This window comes from Mycobacterium sp. IS-1742 (genome assembly GCF_001500125.1).
Lineage (GTDB): Bacteria > Actinomycetota > Actinomycetes > Mycobacteriales > Mycobacteriaceae > Mycobacterium.
In genome coordinates, this window is the sequence record NZ_LQIV01000001.1 from 27,110 (window position 1) to 44,184 (window position 17,075).

Genomic DNA, 17,075 nt, shown 5'->3' on the forward strand with positions numbered 1-17,075 from the left:
TTCTCCTAAACCTGCTCAGACCTTTTTAGGGGCGAAGAATTTGGCGAGGTAACGCGCGCCGACGTTGAGAAGCGCGATGAGGACGACGAGCGTGAACGCCGCGCCCCAGAGGCGGTCGGTGGGCACCGGATTCGCACCGGCGCCTGCCGAGGTCTGGTCGTACATCATGCCGGGCAGCGATCCCATGAAGCCGCCGAACATGTCGAAGTTCATCGCCTGGGCGTAGCCGACCAGGATCAGCAGCGGCGCCGTCTCGCCCATCACGCGCGCCAGCGCCAGCATCACGCCGGTCACGATGCCCGACAGCGCGGTCGGGATGACGATCGACGAGATCGTCTTCCACTTCGGAACGCCCAGTGCGTAACTCGCTTCGCGCAGGTCCATCGGCACGACCCGCAGCATCTCCTCGGTCGAGCGCACGATCACCGGGATCATGAGCAGCACCAGCGCGAGTGACACCGCGAAACCGGACCGCTCGAAGCCCAGTGTCGCCACCCACAGCGCGTAGATGAACAGCGCCGCCACGATCGAGGGCACCCCGGTGAGGATGTCGACCATGAAGGTGGTGACCTTGCCCAACCGGGTGCCGCCGCCGTACTCGACCAGATAGATGCCGACGAACACGCCGACGGGGATCGAGATCACCGCACACACCAACGCCTGCAGGACGGTGCCGACCAGTGCGTGATACGCCCCGCCGCCCGCCTGGAACGCCGTCATCCCCGCCTGCGAATTGGTCCACCAGGTCGACGATGTGACCGCGCCGATGCCCTTCGAGACGACGGTGAACAGCACCCACAGCAGCGGGACGATCGCGACCACCACGGAGGCGGTCACCAGGACGGTGGCGACGCCGTTGGTGATCTTGCGCCGGGTGCTGACCCCCTGGAAGGTGGGCACCTTGACGGGCCGGTCCAGGGTGGCCGCGGGGGAAGCGGGCGGAGTCATGATGCGGACCGATCCTTTCCGGACACCGCGGCGCGGGCCAGCGAGTTCACCACGAACGTCAGGATGAACAGCACCAGGCCGGCGGCGATGTAGGCGCCGGCCTTGTACTGGTCGTTGAACTCGCTTGCCGCGGCGGCGATCTTGCTCGCGAACGTGTAACCGGCGTCGAACAGCGACCACCCGAACGCCTGCTGGGTGCCGCGCAGGATGATCAGCAGCGCGATCGTCTCACCGAGCGCGCGGCCCAGACCGAGCATCGCGCCGCTGATGTAGCCGGACATGCCGAACGGCAACACCGTCGTGCGGACCACTTCCCAGCGGGTGGCGCCCAGCGCGAGCGCGGCCTCGATCTGGCCGCGTGGCGTCTGCACGAACACCTCGCGGGTGACCGCGGTGATGATCGGCAGGATCATCACCCCGAGCACGATGCCGGCGGTGAAGATCGTGCCGCCGCCGGCCACCGACGCGTTGCCGGTCTCGAACAGGAACAACCAGCCGAGAGTGTCGTTGAGCCACACCGCGAACGGTTTGATCGCCGGGGCCAGCACGTACAGACCCCACACGCCGTAGATGATCGACGGCACCGCGGCCAGCAGGTCGACCATGTAGCCCAGCGGACCCGCCACCCGCTTCGGCGCGTAGTTGGTCAGGTAGATGGCGATGCCCAGGGCCACGGGCATTGCCAGCACCAGTGCGAACACCGACACGAACACGGTCACCTGAAGCAGGTCGAGGATGCCGAACTGCATCGCCGACGTGTCGGTGGTGACCCAGTTACCGCCGTAGAGGAAGAAGTTCGCCTCGTTGCGTGACAGGGCGGGAACCGCGCGCCACAGCAGGAAGAGCCCGATCGCCACGATGATGGCGACGATGAGGACCCCCGAGCCCTCCGCGAGCCCGCGGAAGACCCGGTCGCCGAACCTCACCTTGGCGTGGCGCGACGGGTCGGTGGAGATGGGTTCCGGTTCGGGGAAGGGCGCGGCCACGGCCTCGCCCGATCCCCGTTCCGTCGGATTGGGATATGTCACATCCAGCCTGTCGGTCATCGGATTCGCATTCCATCCTCACCGTGTTCGTGTCGCGGCGCCACCAGGGTCAGGCAGTCGAGCCGATGGCCTCGATGGATCCCAGCAGCCGCTCCTTGAAGCGGTCGGGCAGCGGGACATAGCCGGCGGCCGACAGGCCACCCTGTCCGTCGTTGGCGGCCACGGTGAGGAAGGACTTCACCGCGGCGGCCGTCTCGGCGTCGTATCCGTTGGAGCAGACGATCTCGTAGGTGGCCAGCACCAGCGGGTACGCCCCGGCTTCCTTGGTGCCGTACAGCGAGTCGAGGTCGAGTGCCAGGTCGTTGCCCTCGCCGGCGAACTGCGCGGCGTCGATGGCCTTGCCTGCCGTCTCGTCGGTCAATTCCACCGGACCGCCGCCGTTGTCGATCTGGGCGTAGGGGATGCCGGCCTGGTCGGCGAAGCCCTTCTCGACGTAGCCGATGGAACCCGGGGTCGCCTGCACGGCCTGTGCGACACCCGCCGACTTCTGGGCGCCCTCGCCCGCGCCGCCCTGGAATTCGCTGCCGTCGCCCTTGGTCCACGTCTGCGGGGCGGCCGCGGCCAGGTACTTCTGGAAGTTGTCGGTGGTGCCCGACGAATCCGAACGGAAGATCGGGGTGATCGGGGTGTCGGGCAGCGTCTTGCCCTGGTTCAGCCCGGCGATGGCCGGGTCGTTCCAGGTCTTGATCTGGCCCTGGAAGATCTTGGCCAGGGTGTCACCGTTGAGCACGAGGCCGTCGACGCCCTCGATGTTGTAGGCGAGCGCGATCGGGCCGAACACCAGCGGCAGGTTCCATGCCGGGTTGCCGCCGCACCGCTCGGCCGCCTGCTGCGCCTGCTCCTCCTTGATCACCGAGTCGGACCCGGCGAAGTCGACGTTGCCCGCGACGAACTGCTCGCGGCCGGCGCCGGATCCGGTCGGGTTGTAGGACAGGTTCTTGCCCGCGCATTTCTGGCCCCACACCTGGTTGAACACGGCGATCGCGTTCTGCTGGGCGGTCGAACCCTCTGCGGTCACCGAATTCTTGCCACCGCACTCGGCGCCGGCCGAATCGGTGCCGGATGCTCCGGTGGTCTGGGCGGTGCCCGCGTTGTTGTCGCTGCCGCACGCGGTCAGCGTCAGCGCGGCGATCGCTGTGGCGGACACCACCATGCCCATGCTCTTGAGCTTCACTTATCCCACTTTCGTAGACGGCTTCGAACTCACCGCGCAACGTATGCGGCGCTGGTGGACGGTTCGCCTATCGCGGGTTAACGCGTGGTGAACAGGTTCAGTGATCTCACAGGTTGCCGGCTGCGGCGGCGTACGCGGCGTCGACGGAGAAGACGTCGAATCCCAGGCGCCGATACGTTTTCACCGCCGCGGTGTTGTCGGCTTCGACGTAGAGCATCACGGTCGGCTGTGAGGAATCCGACAGTCGACGGGCGAGATGGTGCAGTCCGGTGAGCGTGAGTGTGGCGCCCAGACCGCGGCCCTGGGCGGCCGGGTCGACGCCGACGACGTAGACCTCACCGAGGTCCGGTCCGTGGATCTTCGTCCAGTGGAATCCGAGCAGGTCACCCGACGCGTCGTCGAACGCCATGAACAACCCTCCGGGCTCGAACCACGACTCGGCCCGCCGTTCAGCGATGTCGGCCTCGGTCCAGCCGCCCTGCTCGGGGTGCCACGCAAACGCGGAGTTGTTGACGCGCAACAACTCCCGGTCATCTCCGGCTCCGGAGTAGGTGGCCAGACGGACACCGTCGGCCACCGTGACCGGCGGCAGGTCGGTGAGGGGGCGACGCATCTGCAGCAGTTCGCGCACCACCCGGAGGCCGAGCGCGCGGGCGGTCGCCTGCGCGGCCTCGAGGTTGCCGTGCGCCCAGATCCGCGCTCCCACACCGCCTTCGGCGAGTCCCGCGCGGGCCATGGCCGCCCCCGTTCCGCGCCGCCGGAATTCGGGATGCACCACCAGTTCGGCCATCGGCGGTGCGGTGTCGGAGGCGGGCGCGAGGTTGAGGTAGCCGACGACCTCTCCGGCGTCCGGGTCGACGGCCAGCAGGTGCCGCGTCCGGTCGGCGGACAGTTCCCGCAGCACCTGATCTCCCACCGGGGAGACGCCGTCGTGGCGGGTCGCTGCGGCGACGACGTCGCGGATCCTGTCCTGCTCGCCGCCGGTCAGTGCGCTCCGCCAGTCGATCGACGTCACGGTGCGCGCAACGGGTCCGCCAACGAGGGCGGCACGCTGTCGGGCGTCTCGTAGTCGTCCTCGTCGTCGGACAGTTCGGTCTCCGGTGCCGGTGGGCGGCCGCGGGCGGGCCGCACCGCCTTGTAGCCCACGTTGCGCACGGTGCCGATCAGCGATTCGTATTCGGGCCCGAGTTTGGCGCGCAGGCGACGGACGTGCACGTCGACCGTGCGGGTGCCGCCGAAGAAGTCGTAGCCCCACACCTCCTGCAGCAGCTGGGCGCGGGTGAACACCCGGCCGGCGTGCTGGGCGAGGTATTTGAGCAGCTCGAATTCCTTGTAGGTCAGGTCGAGGGGGCGGCCACGGAGCCGGGCGGTGTAGGTGCCCTCGTCGATCACGAGTTCGCCGAGGCTGATCTTTCCGGCGTTCTCCTGGTTGGCCACCCCACCGCGGCGCCCGACCAGCAACCGCAGGCGCGCATCGATCTCGGCGGGCCCCGTCCCGGGCAGCAGGATCTCGTCGAGGCCCCACTCGTGATTGACGGCCACGAGCCCGCCCTCGGTGACGACGGCCACCACGGGCACCGACGTCCCTGTCGTGCCCAACAACCGGCACAGGCCGCGGGCGGCGGCCAGGTCGGTGCGGGCGTCGACGATCGCGACGTCGGCGGTGCCGGCTTCCAGCAGCGACGAGACCTCGGTCGGCGCGGCCCGCACGTTGTGCGCGAGCAGCGACAATGACGGCAGAACCGACTCGGGGTGCGGGTCGACGGTCAACAGCAGTAGATCCACAGGCCCTCCAGCAGTCCGGGGGCGTCGGCCGACGTCGATGTGCGGTGATCTCCCAGATTTGTGCCTGACACACGACCGTTACCGGCCGTTGGGTCAAGTAACGATAGCGCGCCACCGGCAAATCAGCCGCGTCAAGTCGGGCCGCGCAATCCGGGTGCGCCAGAATGTGCCGATGCGCAAGGTGCTGATCGGGCTCGTCGCGACGGTGACCGCACTGGTCGTCGGGGCGGTCGGCGTCGATTTCGGTACCGCCATCTACGCCGAATACCGCTGGTCACGGGTGTTGCGCGACGTCGCGAACCTCGATGCCGACCCGTGGGTGGGGATCATCGGGTTCCCGTTCGCCACCCAGGCGATGGATCACCGCTACGGCGAGGTGGAGGTCCGCGCCAGTGGCGTGGATCACCCCGTGGTGGGTAAGGCATCGCTGGAAGCGACCCTGCACGACGTCGACCTCAGCGAGACGTCCTGGCTGGTCCGCCCAGACGCACCGCTGCCCGTCGGCAAGGTGGAGAGCCGCATCATCATCAACTCCACGCACGTCGGCCGCTTCATCGGCATCCCGGACCTGCTGGTCGAGGCCCCGACCGGGGAGACCAACGACGCGACGGGCGGCACCACCGAATCCGGGATCTCCAGCAACAAGGGTGTGGTGTTCACCGGCACCCCGGAGTCGGCGGGCTTCGACGAGCGGGTGTCCGTCGCGGTCGACCTGTCCGTCAGCGGACCGGACCGGACGACGTTGGTGATGACGGCCACCGAGGTGCTGACCGGCGCGGGCACGGCCGAGCAGGCGGTGCCCGAGGACAAGACCGCCGCGGTCCTGGACGCGTTCAGCGCCAGCATGCCGGGCCAGCGACTTCCGTTCGCGATTGCGCCGACCGCTCAGGGTGCGCGCGGTTCGGATGTCATCATCGAGGGCATCGCCGACAACATGACCATCACACTCGACGGGTTCAGACAACCATGAGCTCGTCATGGATCGTCGTGATCGCGGTGCTCATCGCGGTGTTCGGGATCGCGCTCGTGGTGGGCCGCCTGATCACCCTGCGCGCCGGCCTGCTCAAGGGCGAGGCCGCCGCGGCGAACATCGACACCTCGGGGCTCGGCCTCTCGGACACGGGTCCGACCGTCCTGCACTTCAGCGCCGTATGGTGCGGGCCCTGCGACGCCGTGCGCCGCGTGGTCGACCAGGTGTGCCGAGAGCTGCCCGAGGTCGCGCACGTCGAGATCGACATGGACGCCAATCCGGAAGCGGCCAGGCGGCTTTCGGTCCTGTCGCTGCCGACCACGATCATCTTCGACGCCCACGGCCGTCCGCGCTACCGCACGTCGGGCGTGCCGAAGGTCGCTGACCTGCGGTCCGTGCTGGAGCCACTGTTGGCCTGATCACCCTGTCATTGGGTAAGCTGGCCGCGTGTTCGCCCGCCTCGAGCTGATGCTCACCAAGCGCCGCGCAGTCGATCTGTGCCGCACCGCGGGTTGTTGCTGTTGTTGTTGTAGCTGAGCGTCCTCGCGCGGCCATGGTCGCGTTCGCTCGAGCTAGCGGCTCTGGCCTGTCCACAACCAGACATCCAACGCAACAGGAGTATGACCACATGTCCACGCCGACCGACACCGTGCCGGACCCCCGGGTCGACGTCCGCGGTCCCCGGTTCACCGCCTGGGTGACCACCGGTGTGCTGGTCGCGACGCTGGTGGTGTCCGCCGTGAGTCCGCTCGCGGCGGCGGTGCTGCTCGGTGCGCAGAGCGTCGTCTTCGTGATCGGCGCCCTGCGCGGTCCCCGGCAGCACCCCTACGGCATCGTGTTCCGCGTGCTCGTCGCGCCCCGCCTCGGCCCGGCCACCGACCGCGAACCCGCGGCCCCCTTGAAGTTCGCCCAGCTCGTCGGCCTCGTCTTCGCCGCCGTCGGCGCCATCGCATTCGCCGCGGACTGGTCCGCGGTCGGTCTGGTCTTCACCGCGTTCGCCCTGTTCGCGGCGTTTCTCAACGCGGCCTTCGGCATCTGCCTGGGCTGCCGGCTCTACCCGCTCGCAGCCCGGCTCCGCCGGGTCCCCACCTCCGCATGACTTCGAAGTAAGCAACGAAAGGATCATCGATGGCTCGCTCCGACGTCCTGGTCACCACCGACTGGGCCGAGAGCAATCTCGACGCGCCGAACACCGTGTTCGTCGAGGTCGACGAGGACACCTCGGCCTACGACACCGGCCACATCCCCGGCGCCGTTCGGCTCGACTGGAAGACCGAACTGCAGGACCAGGTCAAGCGTGACTTCGTCGACCAGCAGCAGTTCTCGAAGCTGCTGTCCGACAAGGGCATCGGCAACGACGACACCGTCATCCTCTACGGCGGCAACAACAACTGGTTCGCCGCCTACGCCTACTGGTACTTCAAGTTGTACGGCCATGAGAACGTCAAGCTTCTCGACGGCGGCCGCAAGAAGTGGGAGCTCGACGGCCGTCCGCTGTCCAGCGACCCGGCGGACCGCCCGGCGACCAGCTACACCGCCAAGCAGCCCGACAACACCATCCGGGCCTTCCGCGATGAGGTGATCGCCGCGATCGGCGCCAAGAACCTGGTCGACGTGCGCTCCCCCGACGAGTTCTCCGGCAAGATCCTCGCCCCGGCGCATCTGCCGCAGGAGCAGAGCCAGCGCGCCGGCCACATCCCCACGGCCATCAACGTGCCGTGGAGCAAGGCCGCCAACGAGGACGGCACCTTCAAGTCGGATGAGGATCTCGCCAAGATCTACGCCGACGCCGGCCTGGACGGTGAGAAGGAAACCATCGCCTACTGCCGCATCGGTGAGCGGTCCTCACACACGTGGTTCGTCCTGCAGGAACTGTTGGGACACAAGAACGTCAAGAACTACGACGGCAGTTGGACGGAATACGGCTCCCTGGTGGGGGCCCCGATCGAGTTGGGAAGTTAGACATATGTGCGCTCCTCCTAAGCAAGGCCTGGTACTGCCCGCCAGCGTCGACCTGGAGAAGGAAACCGTGATCACCGGTCGTGTGGTGGACGGCTCCGGCCAGGCGGTCGGCGGCGCGTTCGTGCGCCTGCTGGACGCCTCCGACGAGTTCACCGCCGAGGTCGTCGCGTCGGCCACCGGAGACTTCCGGTTCTTCGCCGCGCCGGGCACCTGGACGCTGCGCGCGCTGTCGAAGGTCGGCAACGGCGACGCCACCGTCGCCCCGTCGGGCGCCGGGATCCACGAGGTCGACGTCAAGGTCGCCTGACGAGGAGTCCGGCAATTCAGTCCCGCCTGACGGACTGATCGTTCGCCACGCCGGGGCGTCCCGCCCCGGCGTGCGCGTTGACGGATTCGCAAATTTCTGTGAATTCGCTGCACATCCCACGGCGGTCGGTCACGATGTGGTCAATTCCTGCCTTGTCGCAGGTGTCCACCCCGTTGACAGGACTGATCATGAACGTGACGCTCGTCTGCGCGGCCGCTTCCGCAATCGGCGCCGTGGCACTGGCAACCGCACCCGTTGCCGCCGCCGGGCCCGAGGAGGACTTCCTCACCGTCATCCGCAACGAGGGCATCGTGTGGGAGGCGGTCGACACCCCGGCCGTCCTCGACACCGGCCACGCCGTGTGCTCGGACTGGAGCAACGGCGCCACCTTCGCCGACGAGGTGTCCGATCTGCTCAGCGTCACCGACTGGACCGACTATCAGGCCGGCGTCTTCATCGGGGCGGCCACGGGCGCCTTCTGCCCCCAGTTCGAGTACAAGATCGGCTGACCGGCCGGACGCGAACCGCGTTCCGCCGGCGGTTAGACTGGTGCCGTGGTCCTGTTCTACGAAATCCTGCTGGTGGTGTGCACCTTGGTGATCACGTGGTTCGCGCTGTACGCGCTGTACCGCCTCATCACCGACGAGTCGTGACCGCGCCGCACGACCCCGAAGACCCCGCCGGTTCCATCTTCTCGACATCCGGCGACCGTGCCGTAGCGGACGCCGCCGAACGGGCCAAAGTCACTGCGTCGCGCAACATCCCCGCCTTCGACGATCTGCCCCTGCCCGCGGACACCGCAAACCTGCGCAAGGGCGTCGACTTCAACGACTCGCTGCTGGCGCTGCTGCCGTTGGTCGGCGTGTGGCGCGGTGAGGGCGAAGGCCGTGGCCCCCACGGCGACTACCGGTTCGGTCAGCAGATCGTCGTCTCCCACGACGGTGGCGACTACCTGAACTGGGAAGCCCGATCGTGGCGGCTGACCGAGTCGGGTGAGTACGAGCGGGTGTGGTTGCGGGAGACGGGGTTCTGGCGTTTCGTCACCGACCCCGGTGACCCTTCCGAATCGCAGGCGATCGAACTCCTGCTCGCCCATTCGGCCGGCTACATCGAATTGTTCTACGGCCGCCCACGCAACCAGTCGTCGTGGGAGTTGGTGACCGACGCGCTGGCCCGTAGCAAGTCCGGGATGCTCGTCGGCGGCGCGAAGCGGCTCTACGGCATCGTCGAGGGCGGCGATCTGGCTTACGTCGAGGAACGCGTGGACGCCGACGGCGGGCTGGTGCCCCACCTGTCGGCGCGGCTGTCGAGGTTCGCCGGATAGTGGGCGTGCGGACGATCACGGCGGTTCTGGCCGCCGCGGGGCTGTTGGCGGCGTGCTCGGCCGAGGAGTCGCCGTCGGAGACCGGCCCCTCGTCGAACCCGAGCGGACACGGCTCGTACGCGGAGTGCCTCAACGAGCACGGTGTGCCCGCCGCGCCCGGCCCGAACACCGGACCACCCGCCGGTGTGGACCGGGCGGCGTGGGACGAGGCGTTGAAGTCCTGCGCGTCGCTGGCGCCGGGACCGGGCTGACGCGGGAGCGTCAAGACCCCCGGATATGGGCGACCCCCGAGCCGTTGGTTCCTGGTTGGACGGACCGAGGGGCTCGGGGGCCGGGTGACTGCGGGGAATTCGCCAGCGCACTCAGGTCGGTGCTCGACTTCCCCGGTGCTGCTAGCGGGCAGCCACCTCACATGTCCATAAGTCACTCAATTTGTCGGACCACCTCCTTCCCTGTGTACGAGCGACCGTACCCGCGGATGCTCGCACCGACAAGGAATTATCGGTACGCCGTCAGCGATCGCTGACGATGGCCGCGTCGACCAGCGCGGCCATCTCGCCCGCCAGCGGCGTCGGCCGCAGCCGCGCGCCGTCGAGCGTGTGCACCCGGGCCGCCAGCGTGATGCTCGATATCAGCCAAACACCTTGTGCCGCAATCAGATCAGCAGGGACCAGCGCCCGGTAGTCACAGTCGTACCCCTTGTTGCGCGCCACCTCGAACAGCGCCTGCTGGGTGGTGCCGCGCAGGATCGGATACCACGGCGGTGGGGTCAGCAGCCCCAATCCGCCGTCTTCCATCTCGGTGGCGATCACGACCGTCGACCGCGGCCCCTCCAGGACGTGGCCGTCGGAACTGACGAAGACGACGTCACCGGCGCCCTGCTTCTCGGCGTGCCGCAGCGCGGCCATGTTCACCGCGTAGGACAGCGTTTTCGCTCCCGCGAGCAGCCACGGCAGGTCGGCGGCGCCGGTCGGCAGCCCCCGCGCCAGCGTCAGCGCCGCCACCCCGTCCCGGCGGGCGGCCGCGACCCGGCCCGGCAGCGCACCGATCGTGACGAAAGCGGTGGGCGCTCCGCCGCTTTCGCGGCCCCGGCTGTACACCAACCGCAGCACCCCTTCGTCACCGCCGTCCGCCGTCCAGCGGTGCACCGCGGTGGTCACCGCCGAACGCCAGCCCGGCAGATCCGGGGTGGGCAGCTCCATCAGCCGCGCCGACTGGGTGAGCCGCCCGAGGTGCGCCTCCAGCAGACAGGGACGACCGTCGCGTACCAGCAGGGTCTCGAAGATGCCGTCACCGCGGACGGCGGCCAGGTCGTCGGCATGCAACAGGGGTGTCTGCGCGTCGTGGACGACACCGTCGAGGGTGACGACCACAGCGGGTCCGCTCGCCATGGCCCACCAGCGTAGACCCGTAGAGTTGACCTATGTCAGCAGTACCCGTGCCCGAAGGACCGGATGCCGGGGCGGTGTGGCACCACGGCGACCCGCTCGGCGAACAGCGTGCCGCAGCCGACGGCGCCGTCGTCGTCGACCGCTCGCACCGCGCCACCCTCACCCTGACGGGCGGTGAACGCCGGTCCTGGCTGCACACCATCTCGAGCCAGCATGTCAGCGAACAACCCGACGGCACGGTCACCCAGAACCTGAGCCTCGACGGTCAGGGCCGGGTGGAGGACCACTGGTGGCAGACCGAACTCGGCGGCGCGCTCCACCTCGACACCGAGCCCTGGCGGGGCGATCCGCTGTTGGCCTACCTGCGCAAGATGGTGTTCTGGGCCGACGTGACCATCGAGCCCGCGGACCTCGCGGTGTTGTCACTGCTGGGTCCCGCGCTGGCCGACACGCCCGTCCTCGACGCATTGGGGCTGGATTCGCTACCGGCGGAATCGGCCGCGACGGCGCTGCCGGGCGGTGGTTTCGTGCGACGGCTGCCCGCCGCCGGACTCGAGGTCGACCTGGTGGTGCCCCGGGCGCAGGCCGACGACTGGCAGAGCCGGCTCACCGCCGCGGGCGTCCGCCCGGCCGGGGTGTGGGCCTACGAGGCGCACCGGGTGGCCACCCTGCGAGCCCGGCTCGGCGTCGACACCGACGAACGCACCATCCCGCACGAGGTCGGTTGGATCGGCAGCGCGGTGCACCTGGACAAGGGCTGCTACCGCGGACAGGAGACGGTCGCACGCGTCCACAACCTGGGAAAACCGCCCCGCATGCTGGTTCGGCTGCACCTCGACGGGACCACTGACCGCCCCTCCACCGGTGACCCGGTGCTCGCAGGCGGCCGCACCGTCGGGCGGCTGGGCACCGTCGTCGAGCACATCGACGACGGTCCGGTGGCGCTCGCGCTCGTCAAGCGGGGCCTGCCCGCTGACACGCCGCTGACCACCGGCGGAGAGGTCGAGGCGACCGCGGTCATCGACGCCGACTCCCTGCCGGACACCGAACACGTGGGCGCGGGCCGGCTCGCCGTGGAGCGGCTCCGGGGCGGCGGCCGGTGAGTCTGGTCACCGCTGACGAGGGCATGCCAGCACACGGCGGGCGGGCACGCTAAAGTGTTGGCAGGACAATAACGACATCGGAGAATCGGAGCCGCCTGTTCTCAGGGCCGCTCCGTTATTGCGCGAGGGGGTCCCCTATGGGCCGCGGCCGGGCGAAGGCGAAGCAGACGAAGGTTGCTCGTGACCTGAAGTACAGCTCGCCACAAACTGACTTCGAACGGCTACAGCGCGAGCTGTCGGGCGGGTCCGACGACATCGACCACGGCGACGGCTTGGCCGAGGACCAGTGGGCACCCGAGGACGACTGGCGCCGCTAGTACCGCCGCACCTTCAGAACCGCGGGTGCTGACCCACCAGCAGCGCCCGTGGCTCGTCCTTGCCGCCCTTCTTGACGGTTCCGAGCGTCCAGCTGTCGATGTGGCGGGCGGTCAGGATGGCCAGCGCGCGGTCGGTGTCCTCCGGAGCGACGACGGCCACCATGCCGATGCCCATGTTGAACGTCTTCTCCATCTCGGTGCGCTCGATGCGGCCGCGCTGGGCGATCATCTGGAACACCGGCGCGGGCGTCCAGGTGCCGCGGTCGAGTTCCGCCATCAGACCATGGGGCACGACACGCTCGAGGTTTCCCGCGAGCCCGCCGCCGGTGATGTGGCAGAACGTGCGCACCTGGGTCTCGGCGGCCAGCGCCAGGCAGTTCTTGGCGTAGATGCGGGTCGGCTCGAGCAGCTCCTCGCCCAGGGTGCGACCGAACTCCTCGACATGGCCGGCCAGGTTCATCCGGTCGATCTCGAGCAGGACCTTGCGGGCCAATGAGTAGCCATTGGAGTGCAGGCCCGACGATCCCATCGCGATGATCACGTCACCGGGGCGGACCCGGTCGGGACCCAGCACGTCGTCGGCCTCGACGATGCCGACCCCGGTCGCCGAGATGTCGTAGTGGTCCGGGGCCATCAGGCCGGGATGTTCGGCCGTCTCGCCGCCCAGGAGCGCGCAGCCGGCGAGTACGCAGCCCTCGGCTATCCCGGCGACCAACTGGCTCACCCGCTCGGGAACCGTGCGCCCGACGGCGATGTAGTCCTGCAGGAACAGCGGCTCGGCGCCGCACACCACGAGGTCGTCGACGACCATCGCGACCAGGTCGAGCCCGACCGTGTCGTGCTTGTCCATCGCCTGGGCGACGGCCAGTTTGGTTCCGACACCGTCGGTCGACGAGGCCAGCACGGGTTCGCGGTAGCCGCCGCGCAGTGCGAACAGGCCGGCGAACCCGCCGAGCCCGCCACGCACCTCTGGGCGGGTGGCTTTCGCGGCCAGCGGTTTGAAGAGTTCGACGGCGCGGTCACCGGCCTCGATGTCCACACCGGCCGACGCATAGGAAATGCCGTGTTGTTCGGCGCGCTCGGTCATCGAGGGAAAGGCTACCGGTCGCGGCGTGGAGACGGTAAACGCCATCGGCGATCCCTGCCTGCGCGTTTCCCCACGGCCGGGTCACCGGTGTGACACCGTTGGCGCCCATGAACCCCACGCGCGTTGCCATCATGGCCGCGGCAATCACTTTCGCGGCAGCCACGGCGCAGGCGGCGACCGCGGCGGCCACCCCTGCCCGGGACACCCAGGGCACGATCCTGTGGGAGATGACGGACGCCGGGACCGACTACGTCTTCCGGGAGATCACGATCGCCCCGGGTGGGAGCACCGGCTGGCATTCCCATCCGGGTCAGCTGTTTGCCACCGTCAAGGAGGGCGTGCTGCTGCACCACCGGGCGGACTGTTCGGTCGACGGTTTCTATGTCGCCGGTCAGGACATCAGCGAGAAGGGCGGCCCGGGCTACGTGCACATCGGCCGCAACGTCGGTCCGACACCGCTGGTCCTGCAGGTTCTCTACCTCAATCCGGCCGGTGCGCCACTCGCCGACGACGCACCCGATCCCGGCTGTGGGTTTGCCTGACCCGTTCGGCGGTCATCCGTGCGCGTACCGGCTCCGAATCACAGGGGACGGCAACGGAACGGAGATCTGGCGTGGTGGACAACATCCGGTGCTTGGTGACGGGCGCGACGGGCTACATCGGCGGTCGACTCGTCCCCGCACTGCTCGACCGGGGCCTGCAGGTCCGCGCGATGGCCCGCACCCCCGGCAAGCTCGATGACGCGCCGTGGCGCGCACAGGTCGAGGTGGCGAAGGGCGACCTGACGGATCGTGATTCGCTCGCGGCGGCCTTCGACGGGGTGGACGTCGTCTACTACCTCGTGCACTCGATGGGCACGTCGGCGAACTTCGTCGCCGAAGAAGCCGAGTCGGCCCGCAACGTGGTGGCCGCGGCCGAGCAGGCGGGGGTCCGGCGGGTGGTGTACCTCAGCGGCCTGCATCCCGAGGGTGTCGAGCTGTCGCGGCACCTGGCCTCGCGCACCGAGGTGGGCGAGATCCTCATCGACTCCGGAATCGAGACGGTGGTGCTGCAGGCCGGCATCGTCGTCGGGTCGGGGTCGGCGTCGTTCGAGATGATCCGCCACCTGACCGACCGGCTGCCGGTCATGACCGCGCCGAAGTGGGTGCACAACACCATTCAGCCGATCTCCATCGACGACGCCCTGTACTACCTGGTCGAGGCCGCCACCGCGGTGGTGCCGACGTCGCGGACATGGGACATCGGGGGCCCCGACGTCCTCGAGTACGGCGATGCCATGCAGGTCTACGCCGACCTCGCCGGGTTGCGCCCCCGCCGGTTCGTGGTGCTGCCGTGGTTGACGCCGACGCTGGCCAGTCGGTGGGTCGGTCTGGTCACGCCGATCTCGTCGGGGCTGGCCCGGCCGCTGGTCGAATCGCTGGAATGCGATGCGGTCGTGCACGAACACGACATCGACACGGTCATCCCGCGCCCGCCGGGGGGCCTGACCGGTTACCGCGAGGCGGTCGCCGCGGCGCTGCGGCAGAACGGCACCGCCGCCACCGGGGGCAGGCGTCAGCTGTTGCGGTTCAGTCCCGCGGTCGCCCAGTAGGGGCGTCAGGGTCGGCACGACGGCCGACCCGTCAGGGTCTGCGCAGCGCCGAGGCGTTGTCGTTGTCGACCTTTTCCAGCGGGATCCCGCTGCGGGCGGCCGTGGCGAGCATGTGCTCGATGACGTTCTTGCCGAGCGCCGACTCGCCGGGCAGCTCGATCGGGTAGTCGCCGTCGAAGCACGCCGAGCACAGCCGGGACGCGGGCTGTTCGGTCGCCGCGATCATGCCCTGCTGCGAGATGTAGCCGAGGGTGTCGGCGCCGATCGCGCGGCGGACGGCGTCGAGCATCTGGTCCTCGTCCTCGGCGCCGTTGGCGATCAACTCCGCGGGTGTGGCGAAGTCGATGCCGTAGAAGCACGGCCACCGCACCGGCGGGGAGGCGATGCGGACGTGGACCTCGACGGCGCCGGCTTCGCGCAGCATCCGGATCAGCGCCCGTTGGGTGTTGCCGCGCACGATCGAGTCGTCGACGACGATCAGCCGCTTTCCGCGGATGACCTCTTTGAGCGGGTTGAGTTTGAGACGGATGCCGAGCTGGCGGATCGTCTGCGACGGCTGGATGAAGGTGCGGCCGACGTAGGCGTTCTTCATCAGGCCCTGGCCGTACGGGATGCCCGATCCCTGCGCGTATCCGACGGCGGCGGGTGTGCCGGATTCGGGGACGCCGATCACCAGATCCGCCTCGACCGGCATCTCGCTGGCCAGCCGGCGGCCGATGTCGACGCGGGTGGCATGGACGGACCGGCCGGCCAGGGTGCTGTCGGGCCGGGCCAGGTAGACGTATTCGAAGACGCACCCCTTCGGCGTGGGGTTGGCGAAGCGCGTGGACCGCACGCCGTCGGCGTCGATGGCCAGCAGCTCGCCGGGTTCGATGTCGCGGACGAAGGACGCGCCCACGATGTCGAGCGCGGCGGTCTCCGATGCCACCACCCAGCCGCGGTCCAGCCGCCCGAGCGACAGCGGGCGGACGCCGTACGGGTCGCGGGCGGCGTAGAGGGTGTTCTCGTCCATGAAGGTGAGGCAGAACGCGCCGCGCACGGTCGGCAGCAGTTCGAGGGCCGCCTGTTCGACGGTGGCGTCGGCGGCGCCGTGGGCGAGCAGCGCACCGAGGATGTCCGAGTCGGTGGTCGCGGCACCCGGGGTGCGGCCGTTGATCAGGCCGGCCTCCCGGGCGCGGGCGGCGAGTTCGGTGGTGTTGACCAGGTTGCCGTTGTGGCCGACCGCCACCCCCGTGCCTGCCAGGGTGTTGCGGAAGACGGGCTGGGCGTTCTCCCAGGTGGTCGACCCGGTGGTCGAGTAGCGGCAGTGCCCGATCGCGACGTGTCCGTGCATGGCGGCCAGCGTCGGCTCGTCGAACACCTGGCTGACGAGGCCGAGATCCTTGAAGACCAACACCTGTGACCCGTCGGCGACCGCGATACCCGCGGCCTCCTGTCCGCGGTGTTGTAGCGCATACAGGCCGTAATAGGTGAGCTTGGCCACATCCTCACCGGGGGCCCAGACCCCGAAGACGCCGCATTCTTCGCGGGGATCGTTCTCGGGCTCGATGTCGTGGTGGCCGCTCACGATATGGCTGCTCCCAAGGGGCTGTGGCTGACGTGTCTGAGTCTACGGGCCGTATACCCGGTTATGGGAATCGGCGACGTGTGGTGAAACATCTATTTCGCGGCGGCATTCCCCGGGGTCACGACAGGGAGCCAGGCCGCCAGTTCGGCGGCACGGGATCCGGACAGCTGCAGCGCACCGCTCACCACCGCCTCGTCGAAGGGCAGCAGGCCGGTGGCGACCAGCAACCAGGTGCGCGGGTCGGTCTCCACGACGTTGGGTGGATTGCCCCGGGTGTGGGTGGGTCCCGCGATGCACTGCACGGCGACGAACGGGGGCACCCGGACCTCCACGCTGGCCCCGGGGGCGAGCGCGGCCACGGTGCGGGCGGTCAATCGGACCGCCTCGGCGATCCGGTTGCGGTCGGGTGCCGGTGCGGTGTCGTCACGCAGCCAGTCGACGACGGCCGACACCGCAGCGCGGGTCTGCGCCGGATCGGCCGTGCGGCGGGCTGCCATACCTTA

Annotated in this window: 22 protein-coding genes; 13 read left to right on the top strand and 9 right to left on the bottom strand. The window is 69.2% G+C overall.

Features of this window, described 5'->3' with window-relative positions; translation table 11 throughout:
- Positions 1-15 precede the first annotated feature (15 nt).
- The 5 genes from pstA to AU196_RS00185 all read right to left on the bottom strand — a co-directional run bounded on the left by pstA (position 16) and on the right by AU196_RS00185 (position 4,953).
- Entirely contained in the window at positions 16-948 is a 933-nt protein-coding gene (pstA, locus tag AU196_RS00165) for a phosphate ABC transporter permease PstA (RefSeq protein WP_059093070.1), read from the bottom strand.
- The gene (gene pstC, locus AU196_RS00170; protein ID WP_059093071.1) at positions 945-1,994 is read right to left on the bottom strand and encodes a phosphate ABC transporter permease subunit PstC; all 1,050 of its coding nucleotides are present in this window, start codon (positions 1,992-1,994) and stop codon (positions 945-947) included. The genes pstA and pstC overlap by 4 nt, the downstream gene beginning before the upstream one ends.
- 49 nt (positions 1,995-2,043) lie before the next feature.
- The gene (gene pstS / locus AU196_RS00175; protein ID WP_157545944.1) at positions 2,044-3,153 is read right to left on the bottom strand and encodes a phosphate ABC transporter substrate-binding protein PstS; all 1,110 of its coding nucleotides are present in this window, start codon (positions 3,151-3,153) and stop codon (positions 2,044-2,046) included.
- A gap of 121 nt (positions 3,154-3,274) precedes the next feature.
- On the bottom strand, positions 3,275-4,183 hold the full coding sequence (gene mshD / locus AU196_RS00180) for a mycothiol synthase (protein ID WP_059093073.1): 909 nt from the start codon (positions 4,181-4,183) through the stop codon (positions 3,275-3,277).
- Positions 4,180-4,953 carry a winged helix-turn-helix transcriptional regulator gene (locus tag AU196_RS00185; protein ID WP_059093074.1) on the bottom strand — a complete coding sequence of 258 codons (774 nt, stop codon included), beginning with the start codon at positions 4,951-4,953 and terminating at the stop codon, positions 4,180-4,182. The genes mshD and AU196_RS00185 overlap by 4 nt, the downstream gene beginning before the upstream one ends.
- Before the next feature lie 172 nt (positions 4,954-5,125).
- On the opposite strand from AU196_RS00185, the gene lmeA reads away from it, so the two are divergent.
- From lmeA to AU196_RS00225, 9 genes are all read left to right on the top strand, one after another.
- Positions 5,126-5,923, top strand: a complete 798-nt coding sequence (lmeA, locus tag AU196_RS00190) for a mannan chain length control protein LmeA (RefSeq protein WP_059093075.1) — start codon at positions 5,126-5,128, stop codon at positions 5,921-5,923.
- Entirely contained in the window at positions 5,920-6,342 is a 423-nt protein-coding gene (locus AU196_RS00195) for a thioredoxin family protein (protein ID WP_059093076.1), read from the top strand. Before lmeA ends, AU196_RS00195 begins: the two co-directional genes overlap by 4 nt.
- 28 nt (positions 6,343-6,370) lie before the next feature.
- Complete coding sequence (locus AU196_RS26305) at positions 6,371-6,460, top strand: Ms5788A family Cys-rich leader peptide (RefSeq protein ID WP_353612150.1); 90 nt, start codon at positions 6,371-6,373, stop codon at positions 6,458-6,460.
- A 91-nt stretch (positions 6,461-6,551) separates the two neighbouring features.
- On the top strand, positions 6,552-7,022 hold the full coding sequence (locus AU196_RS00200) for a DUF4395 domain-containing protein (protein ID WP_059093077.1): 471 nt from the start codon (positions 6,552-6,554) through the stop codon (positions 7,020-7,022).
- 29 nt (positions 7,023-7,051) lie between these two features.
- The gene (locus tag AU196_RS00205) at positions 7,052-7,885 is read left to right on the top strand and encodes a sulfurtransferase (RefSeq protein ID WP_059093078.1); all 834 of its coding nucleotides are present in this window, start codon (positions 7,052-7,054) and stop codon (positions 7,883-7,885) included.
- A 4-nt stretch (positions 7,886-7,889) separates the two neighbouring features.
- The gene (locus AU196_RS00210; RefSeq protein WP_059093079.1) at positions 7,890-8,192 is read left to right on the top strand and encodes a DUF1416 domain-containing protein; all 303 of its coding nucleotides are present in this window, start codon (positions 7,890-7,892) and stop codon (positions 8,190-8,192) included.
- A 188-nt stretch (positions 8,193-8,380) separates the two neighbouring features.
- Complete coding sequence (locus AU196_RS00215; RefSeq protein ID WP_059093080.1) at positions 8,381-8,701, top strand: DUF732 domain-containing protein; 321 nt, start codon at positions 8,381-8,383, stop codon at positions 8,699-8,701.
- Between the two features lie 140 nt (positions 8,702-8,841).
- A complete protein-coding gene (locus AU196_RS00220; protein ID WP_059093081.1) occupies positions 8,842-9,516 on the top strand; it encodes a heme-binding beta-barrel domain-containing protein in 675 nt (224 codons plus the stop codon).
- Positions 9,516-9,767: a hypothetical protein gene (locus AU196_RS00225; protein WP_059093082.1), complete on the top strand. Its 252-nt coding sequence runs from the start codon at positions 9,516-9,518 to the stop codon at positions 9,765-9,767. Before AU196_RS00220 ends, AU196_RS00225 begins: the two co-directional genes overlap by 1 nt.
- Before the next feature lie 261 nt (positions 9,768-10,028).
- Here the strand turns inward: AU196_RS00225 and AU196_RS00230 are convergent, their stop codons facing one another.
- Positions 10,029-10,907 carry an aminodeoxychorismate lyase gene (locus AU196_RS00230; protein WP_059093083.1) on the bottom strand — a complete coding sequence of 293 codons (879 nt, stop codon included), beginning with the start codon at positions 10,905-10,907 and terminating at the stop codon, positions 10,029-10,031.
- 32 nt (positions 10,908-10,939) lie between these two features.
- Here AU196_RS00230 and ygfZ point away from each other — a divergent pair, with 32 nt between their 5' ends.
- Together ygfZ and AU196_RS00240 are read left to right on the top strand one after the other, a co-directional pair.
- Positions 10,940-12,010, top strand: coding sequence for a CAF17-like 4Fe-4S cluster assembly/insertion protein YgfZ (gene ygfZ, locus AU196_RS00235; protein WP_059093084.1), 1,071 nt, complete (start codon positions 10,940-10,942; stop codon positions 12,008-12,010).
- A gap of 137 nt (positions 12,011-12,147) precedes the next feature.
- Entirely contained in the window at positions 12,148-12,327 is a 180-nt protein-coding gene (locus AU196_RS00240) for a DUF3073 domain-containing protein (RefSeq protein WP_059093085.1), read from the top strand.
- Between the two features lie 13 nt (positions 12,328-12,340).
- On the opposite strand, the gene purM is transcribed toward AU196_RS00240, so the two are convergent.
- Positions 12,341-13,414, bottom strand: a complete 1,074-nt coding sequence (gene purM / locus AU196_RS00245) for a phosphoribosylformylglycinamidine cyclo-ligase (protein WP_059093086.1) — start codon at positions 13,412-13,414, stop codon at positions 12,341-12,343.
- Between the two features lie 107 nt (positions 13,415-13,521).
- Here purM and AU196_RS00250 point away from each other — a divergent pair, with 107 nt between their 5' ends.
- Positions 13,522-13,956, top strand: a complete 435-nt coding sequence (locus tag AU196_RS00250; RefSeq protein ID WP_082695567.1) for a cupin domain-containing protein — start codon at positions 13,522-13,524, stop codon at positions 13,954-13,956.
- 71 nt (positions 13,957-14,027) lie between these two features.
- A complete protein-coding gene (locus AU196_RS00255; protein ID WP_059093087.1) occupies positions 14,028-15,005 on the top strand; it encodes an NAD(P)H-binding protein in 978 nt (325 codons plus the stop codon).
- A gap of 31 nt (positions 15,006-15,036) precedes the next feature.
- Here the strand turns inward: AU196_RS00255 and purF are convergent, their stop codons facing one another.
- Positions 15,037-16,572: an amidophosphoribosyltransferase gene (gene purF / locus AU196_RS00260; RefSeq protein ID WP_059093088.1), complete on the bottom strand. Its 1,536-nt coding sequence runs from the start codon at positions 16,570-16,572 to the stop codon at positions 15,037-15,039.
- A gap of 92 nt (positions 16,573-16,664) precedes the next feature.
- The gene (locus tag AU196_RS00265; protein WP_059093089.1) at positions 16,665-17,069 is read right to left on the bottom strand and encodes a sterol carrier family protein; all 405 of its coding nucleotides are present in this window, start codon (positions 17,067-17,069) and stop codon (positions 16,665-16,667) included.
- Positions 17,070-17,075: the final 6 nt, after the last annotated feature.

Coding starts and splice junctions, on each gene's coding strand:
- pstS (WP_157545944.1), bottom strand. CDS start 3,153: ATGGGCATGGTGGTGTCCGCCACAGCGATCGCCGCGCTGACGCTGACC.
- AU196_RS00230 (WP_059093083.1), bottom strand. CDS start 10,907: ATGGCGAGCGGACCCGCTGTGGTCGTCACCCTCGACGGTGTCGTCCAC.
- purM (WP_059093086.1), bottom strand. CDS start 13,414: ATGACCGAGCGCGCCGAACAACACGGCATTTCCTATGCGTCGGCCGGT.
- AU196_RS00200 (WP_059093077.1), top strand. CDS start 6,552: ATGTCCACGCCGACCGACACCGTGCCGGACCCCCGGGTCGACGTCCGC.
- lmeA (WP_059093075.1), top strand. CDS start 5,126: ATGCGCAAGGTGCTGATCGGGCTCGTCGCGACGGTGACCGCACTGGTC.
- ygfZ (WP_059093084.1), top strand. CDS start 10,940: ATGTCAGCAGTACCCGTGCCCGAAGGACCGGATGCCGGGGCGGTGTGG.
- pstA (WP_059093070.1), bottom strand. CDS start 948: ATGACTCCGCCCGCTTCCCCCGCGGCCACCCTGGACCGGCCCGTCAAG.
- AU196_RS00265 (WP_059093089.1), bottom strand. CDS start 17,069: ATGGCAGCCCGCCGCACGGCCGATCCGGCGCAGACCCGCGCTGCGGTG.
- AU196_RS00205 (WP_059093078.1), top strand. CDS start 7,052: ATGGCTCGCTCCGACGTCCTGGTCACCACCGACTGGGCCGAGAGCAAT.
- AU196_RS00210 (WP_059093079.1), top strand. CDS start 7,890: ATGTGCGCTCCTCCTAAGCAAGGCCTGGTACTGCCCGCCAGCGTCGAC.
- AU196_RS00195 (WP_059093076.1), top strand. CDS start 5,920: ATGAGCTCGTCATGGATCGTCGTGATCGCGGTGCTCATCGCGGTGTTC.
- pstC (WP_059093071.1), bottom strand. CDS start 1,994: ATGACCGACAGGCTGGATGTGACATATCCCAATCCGACGGAACGGGGA.
- AU196_RS00240 (WP_059093085.1), top strand. CDS start 12,148: ATGGGCCGCGGCCGGGCGAAGGCGAAGCAGACGAAGGTTGCTCGTGAC.
- AU196_RS00215 (WP_059093080.1), top strand. CDS start 8,381: ATGAACGTGACGCTCGTCTGCGCGGCCGCTTCCGCAATCGGCGCCGTG.
- AU196_RS00250 (WP_082695567.1), top strand. CDS start 13,522: ATGAACCCCACGCGCGTTGCCATCATGGCCGCGGCAATCACTTTCGCG.